Source organism: Kitasatospora sp. NPDC001664 (genome assembly GCF_053596675.1).
Genome location: NZ_JBSFGS010000004.1, coordinates 1 through 12,634, shown reverse-complemented (window position 1 = coordinate 12,634; position 12,634 = coordinate 1). Strand labels below are relative to the sequence as shown.

The 12,634-nt window shown below is 76.5% G+C and carries 9 protein-coding genes; 3 read left to right on the top strand and 6 right to left on the bottom strand.

What is annotated here, in order from left to right; all coding sequences use genetic code 11:
* Positions 1-20 precede the first annotated feature (20 nt).
* From ACWCYY_RS07075 to lanL, 5 genes are all read right to left on the bottom strand, one after another.
* Positions 21-1,808 carry an ATP-binding cassette domain-containing protein gene (locus ACWCYY_RS07075; RefSeq protein ID WP_449795378.1) on the bottom strand — a complete coding sequence of 596 codons (1,788 nt, stop codon included), beginning with the start codon at positions 1,806-1,808 and terminating at the stop codon, positions 21-23.
* The gene (locus ACWCYY_RS07070) at positions 1,805-3,466 is read right to left on the bottom strand and encodes an ATP-binding cassette domain-containing protein (protein WP_449795377.1); all 1,662 of its coding nucleotides are present in this window, start codon (positions 3,464-3,466) and stop codon (positions 1,805-1,807) included. Before ACWCYY_RS07070 ends, ACWCYY_RS07075 begins: the two co-directional genes overlap by 4 nt.
* 213 nt (positions 3,467-3,679) lie before the next feature.
* Positions 3,680-3,814 (bottom strand): VenA family class IV lanthipeptide, encoded by a 135-nt coding sequence (locus tag ACWCYY_RS07065; protein ID WP_345289080.1) that lies wholly within the window; start codon positions 3,812-3,814, stop codon positions 3,680-3,682.
* An 80-nt stretch (positions 3,815-3,894) separates the two neighbouring features.
* Positions 3,895-5,871 carry an alpha/beta hydrolase family protein gene (locus ACWCYY_RS07060; RefSeq protein ID WP_449795376.1) on the bottom strand — a complete coding sequence of 659 codons (1,977 nt, stop codon included), beginning with the start codon at positions 5,869-5,871 and terminating at the stop codon, positions 3,895-3,897.
* A 39-nt stretch (positions 5,872-5,910) separates the two neighbouring features.
* Complete coding sequence (lanL, locus tag ACWCYY_RS07055; RefSeq protein ID WP_449795375.1) at positions 5,911-8,682, bottom strand: class IV lanthionine synthetase LanL; 2,772 nt, start codon at positions 8,680-8,682, stop codon at positions 5,911-5,913.
* Between the two features lie 375 nt (positions 8,683-9,057).
* On the opposite strand from lanL, the gene ACWCYY_RS07050 reads away from it, so the two are divergent.
* The 3 genes from ACWCYY_RS07050 (at position 9,058) to ACWCYY_RS07040 (ending at position 11,914) form a co-directional block, all read left to right on the top strand.
* Positions 9,058-9,915 (top strand): Nif3-like dinuclear metal center hexameric protein, encoded by an 858-nt coding sequence (locus ACWCYY_RS07050; protein ID WP_380150161.1) that lies wholly within the window; start codon positions 9,058-9,060, stop codon positions 9,913-9,915.
* An 84-nt stretch (positions 9,916-9,999) separates the two neighbouring features.
* A complete protein-coding gene (locus ACWCYY_RS07045) occupies positions 10,000-10,740 on the top strand; it encodes a zinc ribbon domain-containing protein (protein ID WP_449795374.1) in 741 nt (246 codons plus the stop codon).
* Positions 10,741-10,744: 4 nt separating this feature from the next.
* A complete protein-coding gene (locus ACWCYY_RS07040) occupies positions 10,745-11,914 on the top strand; it encodes a bifunctional RNase H/acid phosphatase (RefSeq protein ID WP_449795373.1) in 1,170 nt (389 codons plus the stop codon).
* A 50-nt stretch (positions 11,915-11,964) separates the two neighbouring features.
* Here ACWCYY_RS07040 and ACWCYY_RS07035 read toward each other — a convergent pair whose 3' ends face one another.
* Positions 11,965-12,456, bottom strand: coding sequence for a hypothetical protein (locus ACWCYY_RS07035; RefSeq protein WP_449795372.1), 492 nt, complete (start codon positions 12,454-12,456; stop codon positions 11,965-11,967).
* Positions 12,457-12,634 lie beyond the last annotated feature (178 nt).

Genomic DNA, 12,634 nt, shown 5'->3' with positions numbered 1-12,634 from the left:
ACGGGGACCCGCCGGGACGATCACGGGCCGGGCACGATTGCCCCACTCAGGGAGGGCTCCGCGGTGGACCCGAGCCAGTGCCCGACCAACTCCCGGTAGAGCGGGGACAACACCTGCAGGTCACCGTGGCGGGCCGTCAGGGCCCGCCCGGAGTCCAGCAGGAGCACCCGGTCGGCCCGCAGCGCGGACCCGATCCGGTGCGCGATCACCACCAGGGCGCCCGGCCGCCGGACGAAGGCCGCCTCGGCCACCGCCTCGGCCGTCGCGTCCAGGTGACAGGTCGCCTCGTCCAGCACCACCAGGGGTGCCGGGGAGAGGTACGTCCTTACCAGGGCCAGCAGTTGGCGCTCTCCGGCGGACAGCGCGGCCGGATCGGGCAGCGCCGCGGTCGGCCCGCCGAGCCGGTGCAGCAGCTCGGCGGCGCCCACCTCGGCCGCGGCGCGGGTGAGCTGCTCATCGGTGGCGTCCGGGCGCAGCCAGCGCAGGTTCTCCCCGACGGTCCCGGTGAAGAGGTAGGCCTCCTGGGGCAACAGGGCCACCAGGCGGGCCCGTTCGGGGCCGGGGAGGGCGTGCGGGGCGGTGACGGGGCCGAGGGTGACGGTGCCGTGCTGCGGCGGAAGCAGTCCGGCGAGCAGGGCGGCCAGGGTGGACTTGCCCGCGCCGCTGGGGCCGACCACCGCCAGGTGCTCCTCCGGGCCGAGGTCCAGGTCCAGGGCGGTGAACAGGGGCTCGGCGGCGGCTCCCTGGGTGTGGTGGAGGGAGCGGACGGCCAGCGGGACGGGGCCGGGGTCGGCGTGCGCGGCGCCGGCGGACCGGCCGGGAGCGGCGGGCGGTGCGGCGGGGAGGGCGGCGGGCAGGGCGGCGGGCAGGCCGGCCAGGCGGTCGAGGACGACGGCGAGTTCGAGCAGCCAACTGCCCACCATCCCGGCCAGGCTGCGCACCGCCGGCTCCAACTGCTGGAGCAGGTAGGCGGCCGCGCCGATGAGCTGACCGAGCGTCAGATGTCCACTGCGCAGCAGCCAGGGGGCGGCCAGCACCACCAGCAGGACGGGGGCCCGCCCGGCCAGCGCCACGCTCAGCGTGCGCAGCGCGGCCGCCCGGCCGAGCGCGCGGACCGCCGCGCCCTGGGCGTCCACCGCCTCGCCGACCGAACGCTCCACCCGGGGCCGGGCCCCGCTCGCGGTGATGTCCCGCACGGCGGCGAACGCCGCACCGGCCTCGGCCGCCACCCGCTCGTCGGCCAGTACCACCGCCCGCTGACGGGCCACCAGCGGCCCCAGCAGCCGGGTGAAGAGCAGTCCGCCGACCAGCAGCGGCGGCAGCACCAGCGGCAGCGTGGCCGGGGCCAGCACCGCCAGGCCGACCAGCGCGGCCGGCACGGTGATCCCGACCCCCCGCAGGGTGCGCAGCAGGGTGGCGGTCAACTGCCGTGCGGACTCCACCTGTTCGGTCAGCCGGGCCACCTCGGCGGGCCCGCCCCCGGAGGGCTCGGTGCGGCTCAGGGCGCCGCCCACCACCCGGCGCACCAGCACGTCCCGCAGCGGCTCCACCACGGCGGCCACGTACGGCAGCGCTGCCCGGGCCGCGTACGCCCGGACGGCGACGGCCGCGCCGAAGCCGGCCAGCCAGGCGCAGCCCACCCCGGGCCGTCCGGCGAGGAAGCCCCGGTCGAGGGCGGCGGCCAGCAGCAGCCCGGAGAGCAGCGCGGGCAGTGCCTCGCCGGCCGACCAGGCCAGCACCCGGACCAGGGCGGGGCGGCAGGTGGCCAGGTGGGCCCGGAGCAGGGCGACGCCGGGGCGCGGGGTCATCGGGGATCTCCCGGTATCGGGGCGGGGGCGGGGGTGGTGGCAGGGGTGGTGGCGGGGGTGGCCGTGGTGGAGGAGCCGGCCAGGGTGGAGCGGTAGTCGGGGTCGGTGATCAGGGTGCTGTGCGGGGCCAGGGCGCGCAGCCGGCCGTTGTCCAGCCAGGCGACCAGGTCGGCCCGGGCGGCGGCCTGCGGGCGGTGGGCCACCACCAGCCGGGTGTGGCCGCGGGTGGCCTCGGCCAGGGCGGTGGTCACCTGGTGCTCGGTGGCCAGGTCCAGGCTGGAGGTGGCGTCGTCCAGGATCACCGCCCGGGGCCGCTGGGCGAGCAGTCGGGCCAGCCCCAGGCGCTGCAACTCTCCGCCGGAGAGCCGGAGTTCGGCGAGCGGGGTGGCGGCGCCCTGCGGGAGGCGGGCGAGGAAGCCGTCCGCCCGGGCCGCTCCGGTCTCCCGGGCCCCCGCGCCCTCCAGGGCCTCGCCGACGGTGGCGCCGACCAGGACGGGGCGCTCGAAGGCGTAGCCGACGGCGAGGCGGCGCTGCTCGGTGGTGAGCTCGGCCAGCGGCACGCCGTCCACCAGTACCAGTCCGGAGTCCGGGGAGCGCAGCCCGCCGGCCAGGGCGGCCAGCAGCGTCTTGCCGGAGCCGGAGCGGCCGACCAGCGCCACCGTCCGGCCGCCCGGCACGGTGAGGTCGAGCGGTCCGAGCAGGGGAAAGCCGTCGGCGTCGTTGACGGTGACGCCGATCAAGGTCAACTCGCCGGGGCCGGGCGGGAGTTCACGGGTGCCGGAGGGTGGGGCGGGCAGGTCGAGGAGCTCCGAGAGCCGGTCCCGGCCGGACTTGGCGTGGGCGATCCCGGCCAGTGCCTCCACCTGCTCGAACAGGCCGAGGCCGAGGGCCGCCCAGCCGGCCGCCGCGGCCAGATCGCCCGGGGCGAGGCCGCCGCGGGAGAGCAGCAGACCGGCCGCGCCGAGCACCGAGAGCTCCACCAGGGCGACCAGCAGGGTGGCCTGCCAGACCGTCCGGCGCTGTGCCTCCCAGAGCGCGTGGCCGGCGTCGGCGAGACGGGGGAGCGGCCCGAGGACGCGTTCGGTCTCGGTGCGGCGGGCTCCGGCGGCGTGGATCGAGCGCAGCCCGGCGAGGGCGCCCGTCATCCGGGCGGCCAGCTCGGACTGCACCTGCTGGTAGCGGGTGAACGCCTCGGTGGCATCGCGCAGGAACAGGCGGATCACCACGACGCCGGGGACGACGCCGGCGAAGAACGCCGCCGCGAGCCAGGGCGAGAGCAGGCCGAGACCGAGGATCGCGCCGAGGGAGGTGAGCAGGGCCGTGACGGCCGTGACGCGGGACGGCAGGGCGCCGCCCGCATCGGCGGCGGCGCCGACCAGACGGGCCGTCAGGTCACCGGCGGGGTGGCCGTCGGGGACGGGGCCCCTGGCCAGGACGCGGTGCAGCAGCCGCTTGCGCAGCTCCACCGTGGCCCCGGCGGCCACCGCCGGCCCGGCCGCCGTCGCCACCACCCCGGCCACCGCTCCGACCCCCAGCACCACCCCGGGCACCCAGGCCGGCCCCCCGTCGATCGCCCGCCCCACCACCCCGGGCAGCGCCAGCACGGCCGCAGCCTCCACCGGCACCGCCACCACCAGGGCTACGGCCCAACCACGCACGGAACAACCTCCTACGAATGTGGTGATGCCTCCGGGGGCGCGAGGAACTGCGCGCAGGGGGAACGGCACGTGCTGCAACTGGCTCGCATGCCCCGATCCAGCGCTGGTCCGCCTTCCGATTCGCGCAGTTCCCCGCGCCCCCGGTGTAACCAATGCATCGGGGCCGTGCCGCTCCCCCCGGGTGGGTGCGGCACGGCCCCGGTCGGTGACCTACTAGCTGACGGTGAAGATCAGGCAGGTCAGGATCAGACAGGTGAACTGGCAGCCGCCGCCGTGCCCGCCGAGCTCGACGGCCTCGGTCTCCGGCAGCTCCTGCAGGGCGGCCAGGTCGGTCTCGAAGTTCTCCATGATGGGTTCCTCCCCTTGTCACGATCGCCGTCCGCACCGTGCGGACGACGCTCCCCCGGACCCGTCGGGCCCGGGAAGTCCTAGGTGGGCCGGCCGGTGCGCAGGAAGCCGGCCAGCAGTTCGTGCAGCACGGCCGCGCCCTCCTCCACCAGCACCTCGTGCCCGGCCCCCGCCGCCTCCACGTAGCGGAAGTCGGCCCCCTCGGTCCGTCCGATCCGCAGCAACTCGTGCCGCAGGGTGCGGGACTGACCGACCGGCACCACCTCGTCCCGGTCGCCGTGCACGATCAGCAGCGGTGCCGTCAGGCGGTGCGCCAGCTGGAGCACGTCCCGGGGGCCGAGCCGGTCGTCGACCGGATCGCCACCGCCGAGGCGGGTGGTGAGTGCCCGGACCGGGGCGGAGGCCTCGGCCAGCAGGCGGGCGCCGGACAGGAACGGGGCGACCACCGCGCAGCGGGCCACCTGCCCGTCCGGCGCGTGGGCGGCGGCCAGCAGCGCCAGGAAGGCGCCGTAGCTGACCCCGAAGAGGGCGGGCGGCTCCAGGCCGAGTGCGGCGCGCTGCCCGGCGATGCCGTCCAGCAGGTGCAGGACGTCGGCCAGGTCGGGGCCGCCCCAGGCACTGCGGATGGCCATCGCGTGCTCGGTGCCGTAGCCGGTGGAGCCGCGCTGGTTGGGCGCGAGCACGGCCAGGCCCTCGGCGGCCATCCGCTGCAGGGCCGGGTCGAACTCCAGCCGCCAGGCGTCAGCCGGGCCGCCGTGCAGGGCGAGCACCAGGTGCGGGGCGCTCAGCCAGGCGTCGCCGCCGTAGACCACGGCCTCCACCGGGCCGGCGGGACCGGCCAGTTCGAGGCTCTGGGCCGGGTGCCAGCGCCCGCCGTCGCCCGGGCCGGTGGAGCCGTCGAGGCGCCAACCGGCGGGCGTGGAGCCGTGGTTGTGCTGCCAGGGGGTGGCGGCCGGGCGCTCGGTGCCGAGCGGGGCGAGCCGCAGCGGGAGCGGGGCGGCGGCCGGGGCACCGGGACGCCCGAGGGCGAGCAGCGCGTCCACGTCCATGGTGGTGAGCGCGGCCGGGTGGTCGGGGGCCGAGTACGGCATCCGCAGCCCCGCCGCCGACCAGTGGCCGACGGCGCCGAGGCGGCCGGGCGGCACGGGGAGCGGGGTGAGGCGGTTGAGCTCGGGCTGCCAGAGGGTCAGCGCCGAGGTGGTGCCGTGGTCGATCTGGAGCACCACCCGCCGCCCGTCCGGGCCGGCCTCGGTGTCCAGGGCGATCGGGCGCAGGAACAGTCCGGGCAGGTGCAGGCTCTCCGGGAAGCGCAGCGGCTGCCGGCCGCCGAGCTCGCCCCAGCCGAGCCGGTCGGTGCCGGGGGCGTCGCTGCGCACCATGGCGAAGCGGGTGTCCGGGTCGTACAGCGCCAGCCGGTCGTTGCTCCGCTCGCCGATCTCCAACAGCGGGGTGACCTGGCCGAGTTCGAGGTCCAGCACCACGGTGCGGACCAGGCCGCCCTGTACCCGGTCGAGCGCCAGCAGCCGTCCGGTGCGGTCCAGCCAGACGCCGCCGCCGTGCAGCCCCGGCAGCTCGGCCACCTCGATCGGCGGCGTGCCGTCGGCGGGGACCAGCCAGACCGTGGTGGCCGGCCGGGTGTCGGTGCCGAGCGCCACCGCGACCGGTGCTCCCGGGAGCCGTCCGTCGGCCGTGCCGCCGGGCATCGGCAGCAGGCGCAGGCCGGGGCGGCGCAGGGTGGCCAGCTCGGTCTCGGTGACGGGCTGTCCGGCCGGGCCGGGGGTGAGCAGCAGCAGGGCGTGCCGGTCGGCGTCGTGGCGGCAGACCAGCACCCGGCCGTCGGGCAGCGCGATCAGCTGCGAGTGCAGGCTCTCCGAGCGGCCGCCGGGCAGCGGCAGCGCGGTCGGCACGGCCGGCCCGGTGCCGGGCAGGCGCCAGCCCTCGGTGTACCAGCCGCCGTCGGCTCCGGCGGCCAGACAGGCCGCGTGCGAGCCGTCGAGGGCGAAGGTGAAGCTCAGGCGACGCAGCGCCTGGGCGGTGGTGCGGGTGGCGGTGTTCATCCGGGCTCACCTCCTTCGGGGGCGGTTGGTGACAGAGGGTCAGGTGCGGGCGGTCAGGGTGGCGGGGGTGTCCGCGAGCGGGTCCAGCCAGAGGCGGGGGCCGCCGTGCAGCAGGCGGTGCAGGAAGGCGAGCGGCCCCGAGGTGCCGGTGCCGTAGGCGGGTGCCGAGCCGAGGCCGGTCTCGTCCGGCAGGACGAGCAGGCCCTCGCGCCGCACCGCGCGGGCGGCGATCAGCGCGGCCAACTCCTCGGCGCCGGTACGGAACCGCTCCTCGCCGGTGGCGTCGGCCAGGTCGAGCAGGTACTCGCCGTTCCCGGCCAGGCCGTGGCAGGCGCTCGTCCCGCTGTGCCAGCGGGCGTCCAGCACCGCCTGCCCGGCGGCGAGGGCCAGCCGGCGCGCGGTCTCGTCCCCGGTGGTGCGCCAGTAGCGGACCAGGAAGCTGCCGACCCCGGAGGAGCCGTGGCACCAGTGGGCGAGCCTCACGTGTGGTGGGTCGCCCGCGCTCTGCGGCCACCAGACCGAGCCGTCCCCGCCCTGACGGGCCGTCACGGTCAGCGTCTCGAAGGCCTCGGTGGCCCCGGCCAGCGCGGCCCGGTCACCGGTGGCCTCGGCCGTGGCGAGCAGGAAGGCGCCGACTCCGGCCACGCCGTGGGCGTAGCCGAGGTGGACGATCCCGGCCAGGCTGGAGTCGAAGGTCTTGGGCACCGGCCAGACCGTCCCGTACGGCTCGCGCGCGGCGGCCGCGAGCAGGCCGGTGGCGCAGGCGGCGGCCCGGTCCAGGAAGCCGGTGTCGCCGGTCGCCCGGTACAGCCGGAGCTGGAGCATCCCGGCACCGGCCGCGCCGTGGCAGACGTCGGGGTTGGGCCAGCTCAGCGGGACCCGGCGGGCCAGCCCGGCGGCGCGGGCGCCCAGGGCGGGATCGCCCAGGGCCTCGGCCGCGTCGAGCAGGGCCCAGGCGGTGCCGGAGCGGCCGAAGTGCAGGCCGGGCAGCACGGTGGGCTCGGCGGCCGCCCGGCGTTCGATCCAGTCGGCGGCCCGGCGGACGGCCGTCAGGTCGCCCTCCGGGGTGGTGGCGCGGGCCAGCAGGGCGAGCACCCCGGCGGCGCCGTGCTGCACGTTGCACGGGTCGGTCAACTGGCCGCCGGGGACGGTCTCCCAGAGCCGGTCCGGGCGGCCGTGCTCGGCGGTGTCGACGATCCGGCGCAGGCCGTCGGCCAGCACGCGGTCGAGCGGGTGGGCCACGGGCCGGTCGAGCGCGAGGGCCGCCGGGCGGGGGAGCGGTGGTGCTGCCTCCTCGTCCAGTGAGCGCGTCACCCGGTCGAGCGGCCAGCGCTCCGCCGGGTCCTCGGCGCGCAGGCCGAGCACGGCGGGTGCCAGCCGACGGGCCGTCACCCCGGCTCCGGCGGCGGCCGCGAGCCAGGCGTCCAGGCCGCCCTCGCCGGGCGGCAGCAGCGGGTCGTGCCCGGTGGCGAGCAGGAAGAGCAGGCCGCCCAGGGCGTACGCGTCCACCGCGAACGCGGCCACGGCCTCGGTCAGCGCGGGCCCGTGCTCGGGTGCGCGGTACCCGGGCGTGCCGGCCGTGCCGACCACCGCGCCCGCCTCGGCGGCGAGTTCGAGGTCGACCAGGCGCAGCGTGCCGTCCGGCAGCACCAGGACGTTCCCCGGTGAGAGGTCGCGCAGCACCAACCCCTCGTGGTGCACCCGCCCGACCAGCTCGACCAGCCCGAGCGCGACCCCGCGCGCCTCGGCCCAGGGCACGTCCGGCGCCCCGTCGTCCGTCAGCCTCCCGGCCACCCAGGCACCCAGTGGCACACCGTCGATCCGCTCCTCGGCCAGGTAGAGCGCGTCCCCCTGCTCCACCAGCTCCAGCGGACGCGGCGTCAGCCCCGTACCGGCCAGCCGCTCCAGCACCGCGGCCTCGTGCCGCAGCGCGGCCCTGGCATCGGTGCCGGCCCGGTCCACCTCGATGAAGGCGCGGGCCTGCTTGACGATCACCTCGGCCCCGGTGGTGACGTCCCGGCCCAGGAAGATGCCGCCCTTGGTGCCGTGCCGGACGGCGGCCGTCAGTGCGTACCTGCCGCCCAGCAGGACGCCTCCGCCCTTCTTCGCCCCACCGGCGGGTACGGTCGACCCCTTCCCCTCGACGGGGTCGACCGCCCACGGCGGACATCGGTAGCTCGGGCCGCGGACGTCCTCGGTGACGCCGCCGTCCGGCCCGTGCAGCAGCGAGCGGTAGGCGCCGTCGTTGCCCAACTCGGCCCGGCGGGCGAAGACCCCGTAGCGGTAGTGCACGCGGCTGCCGGGGGCGTACGCCCGGTCCGAGAGGATCCCGGGACCGGGGAATCCGGCGGTGGCGCGGTGCAATTCCCCGGCCAGCCGCAGGAACTGCTCCTCGTCCTCCGGATAGACCGTCAGGAATTTCCCGGCGGAACCCCGCTCACTGTTCCGCGAATTCACCTGGTGGAGCTTCTCCACGTCGGCGGTGAACTTGAACGTGCACGGGTCCCCGGCCAGCACTGCCGCCACTGCGGCGAGCACCTCGGAGGCGGCCGGGGTGGCGGCACTGACGTGCAGCTTCCACCCCTGCTCGGGGGTGGTGGACGCGGCCGGCCGGGCCGTGCACCAGAGGCCCTCGACGGTGAACTGCCAGTCACCGCCGCCTCCCCGGGCCCCGGTGCCGGCCAAGGCCGACCGCGCCACGTCCGTCAGCGGGCCGAGTGCCACCGGCCCGCCCTCGATCGGCTCCGGCCCCCCGGCCGTGCGCAGCGGTGTGCCCGCCCCCATCTGCTCCACACCCCTTCTGATCGCCACGGCCGGTAATTCCGGGTGCCTCGGAAATCACCCCCGGCCGCGCCGCCGTGAATTCGGCGGTGCGCCCCGAAGACCCCCCGGTCGGGGTAACTCCCGTTCGCACCACAGAAGTTACTTTCGGAAACGGGCGGACTCAACGCCGACCGGGTCACTTCACTCGTAAGGGTGATCCCGAATCGTTTTCGAATACGCGCGACCGGGGCGGTGTGAGCAGCGGTGTCGCGCCACCGGGGGGTCGCGCACCCCTTCGTTCACCACCGACTGCCCCCGCACGCCGGTTGACGCACACCGGTCCGCATCCGGCGGGCCCGGCGCGGACCCGGGCCCGCCGGTCCCCGGGCCGGGGGATGCGCCCGCGCACGGTAGTCTCGACAGGTGCCGAAACTGTCCGAGGTCATCAACGCGCTCGAAGAGCTGTACCCGCCGAGCTGGGCGGAGTCCTGGGACGCCGTCGGGCTGGTCTGCGGGGACCCGGAGGCCGAGGTCCGCCGGGTGCTGTTCGCCGTCGACCCGGTCCAGGCCGTGGTGGACGAGGCCGCGGAGTGGGGCGCGGACCTGGTGGTCACCCACCATCCCCTCTATCTGCGCGGCACCACCAGCGTCGCCGCCACCGGCTTCAAGGGCCGGGTGGTGCACTCGCTGATCCGCGCCGGGATCGCCCTGCACGTCGCGCACACCAACGCCGACCACGCCGACCCGGGCGTCTCCGACGCACTCGCCGAGGCCGTCGGCCTGCGGGTGCTCGGCCCGCTGATCCCGGACCCGACCGATCCGAAGGGCCGCCGCGGCACCGGACGGATCGGCGTGCTGGAGCCCCCGCTCACCCTCACCGAGTTCGGCGCACGGGTGGCGGCCGGGCTGCCGGCCACCGCCGCCGGGGTCCGGGTCGCCGGGGACGGCGACCGGGTGATCACCCGGGTCGCGGTCTGCGGCGGGTCGGGTGACAGCTTCTTCGCCGAGGTCCGGGCCGCCGGGGTGGACGCCTACGTCACCGCCGACCTGCGGCACCACCCCGCCTCCGAGGCGGTCGAGGCCGCCCCGGTCGCGCTGGTGGACGCCGCGCACTGGGCCACCGAGTGGCCCTGGCTGCGGCTGGCCGAGCGCGGCCTCGCCGAGGCGGCGGCCGGCCGCGGCTGGACCGTGGAGACCAAGGTCTCGCACCTGGTCACCGACCCGTGGACCGCGCACGCCCCGATGAACCCGCCGACCTCGTTGACCTCGCCGACCCCGTAACGGCACCCGCCGGACCCGGCGCCGCACCGAAGACCTTGGCCGCACCGACGGCCGCCAGCTGACAGACCCACAGGAGCCCCCGCAGTGAACGCCGCGCCCGCCGACCAGATCCGCCTGCTCGACCTCCAGGCCATCGACTCCAAGCTCGACCAGCTGGCCCACCGCCGCCGCAGCCTGCCCGAGCACGCCGAGATCGACCGGGCCGCCGCCGACCACACCGCCCTCAAGGACCTGGTGATCGCCGCCCAGGCCCAGCTCGGCGACACCGAGCGCGAGCAGACCAAGGCCGAGCAGGACGTCGAGCAGGTCCGCGCCCGCTCCGCCCGCAACCAGCAGCGCCTGGACTCCGGCACCGGCTCCCCGCGCGACCTGGAGAACCTCCAGCACGAGAACGAGTCGCTGGCGAAGCGTCAGGCCGACCTGGAGGACGTCGTCCTCGAGGTGATGGAGCGCCTCGACTCGGCGCAGACCCGGGTCACCGAGCTGACGGCCCGTCTGGACCACTCCACCGTGGTGCTCACCGAGGCCGAGGGCCGCCGGGACGCCTCCTTCGCCGAGATCGACGGCGAGGCCGAGAAGGTCAAGCGGGACCGCGAGGCCGTCGCCCAGGTCATCCCGGCCGACCTGATCAAGCTCTACACCCGCCTGCGCGAGCAGCAGGGCGGCGTCGGTGCGGCCCGCCTGTTCCAGCGCCGCTGCGAGGGCTGCCGGGTCGAGTTCGCCGCGGCCGACCTGAACGCCATCAAGGCCGAGGCCGCCGACGCCGTGGTCCGCTGCGAGAACTGCGGCCGGATCCTGGTCCGCACCAGCGAGTCGGGCATCTGATCCGGTGACGGGGACGGGGCGCAGGTTCATCGTCGAGGCGGACGGCGGCTCCCGGGGCAACCCGGGCCCCGCCGGGTACGGCGCGGTGGTCCGGGACGGCGACACCGGCCAGATCATCGCCGAGGCCGCCGAGTACATCGGGCACGCCACCAACAACGTGGCCGAGTACAAGGGCCTGATCGCCGGCCTGCGGGCCGCCGCCGAGCTCGACCCGGAGGCCAGGGTGGACGTCCGGATGGACTCCAAGCTGGTGGTCGAGCAGATGTCCGGCCGCTGGAAGATCAAGCACCCCGACATGCGGCCGCTGGCCGCCGAGGCCGCCACCGTGCTGCCCCGGGCCCAGGTCAACTACAGCTGGATCCCGCGCGAGCGCAACAAGGACGCGGACCGGCTGGCCAACGAGGCGATGGACGCGGGCAAGGCCGGCCGCCAGTGGGAGCCCAAGGCCCGCCCGTCCGCCGCCGCCCCGGTCACCGGCACCGCCCCGGCGGACGAGCCGCTGCCCGAGCCCGCCGCGCCCCGGGCCGGCTGGGCCGCCCCCGCCGACCTCGGCACGCCGACCACCTTCGTCCTGCTCCGGCACGGCGAGACCCCGCTCACCCCGGAGAAGCGCTTCTCCGGCAGCGGCGGCAGCGACCCGGCGCTCTCCGAGAAGGGCCGCTGGCAGGCCGAGCGGGCCGCCGAGGCGCTGGCCGCGCGCGGCACCGTCCAGGCCGTCGTCAGCTCCCCGATGCTGCGCACCCGGCAGACCGCCGAGGCCGTCGCCTCCCGGCTCGGGCTGGACGTGCGGATCGAGGACGGCCTGCGCGAACTGGACTTCGGCGCCTGGGAGGGCCTCACCTTCGCCGAGGCCCAGGAGCAGTACCCGGACGACCTGACCGCCTGGCTCGGCTCCGCCAAGGCCAAGCCGACCGGCTCCACCGAGAGCTTCACCACCCTCACCCACCGGGTGGGCACGGCCCGGGACAAGATCCTGGCCCGCTACTCCGGCAAGACCGTCCTGGTCGTCTCCCACGTCAGCCCGATCAAGACCCTGGTCCGGCTGGCCCTGGGCGCCCCGCCGGACGCGCTCTACCGGATGGAGCTCTCGGCCGCCTCGCTCTGCGCCGTCCAGTACTACGCGGACGGCAACGCCTCGCTTCGCCTGCTGAACGACACCTCGCACCTGCGCTGAGCCGGGGCGGGGCCTCGGCCCCGCCCCACCCGCTCAGGCGTCCGGCCGGCTCACGCGTCCGGCTGAGTGACCGTCAGACCCCAGTGCACGTCCGGCGCGGAGGCGTCCACCCCGACGTGGAAGGACCGGCCCTGCTCGGCCGTCACCTGCGCGGAGCCGGTGCCCGTGCCGCCCACCGGGCAGTCCACGGTGAAGGTGGTCGGGGTGAGATCGCCGTAGTACGGCGTGAAGGTCACCGCCACCGTGCTCCCGGCCGAGGTGCCCCGGCAGCCGACCGTGACGGTCACCGGCGGGCCCGCCGCGTACGCCCCGCCGGTGACGGCGCCCCCGTCGCCGATCCAGTCCGGGATCCAGATCAGCCCCTCCGCGCCCGGATACGGCAGGATCTCGCCGGTGCCCGGGGTGCCCTGCTCGTACGTCCCCGACGGCGCCTGCCCGGCCCCGTCGCCCGCCGAGGCCACGGCCACGGCCGGGACGGCCACCGCCGCGACCGCCGCCACCGTCGTGAGTGCCGCCGCCAGGACCGTTCCCGCGTGCTTCATGTTCGTCCCCCTCGTACCGGACGCCGGGCCCCGACGGCCCGACGTACCCGCACAGTCTCATCCGGCACCGACAGGTGCGCCTGAGAAGACATCTCATTTGGGTGGGTTGAGTAGACTCCGGGCATGCTGATCGTTGAGCGGCTGGTGCCGGACGAGCTGTGGGAGTTGTTCCAGTTGG

Coding starts and splice junctions, on each gene's coding strand:
- ACWCYY_RS07035 (WP_449795372.1), bottom strand. CDS start 12,456: ATGAAGCACGCGGGAACGGTCCTGGCGGCGGCACTCACGACGGTGGCG.
- ACWCYY_RS07060 (WP_449795376.1), bottom strand. CDS start 5,871: ATGAACACCGCCACCCGCACCACCGCCCAGGCGCTGCGTCGCCTGAGC.
- ACWCYY_RS07065 (WP_345289080.1), bottom strand. CDS start 3,814: ATGGAGAACTTCGAGACCGACCTGGCCGCCCTGCAGGAGCTGCCGGAG.
- ACWCYY_RS07075 (WP_449795378.1), bottom strand. CDS start 1,808: ATGACCCCGCGCCCCGGCGTCGCCCTGCTCCGGGCCCACCTGGCCACC.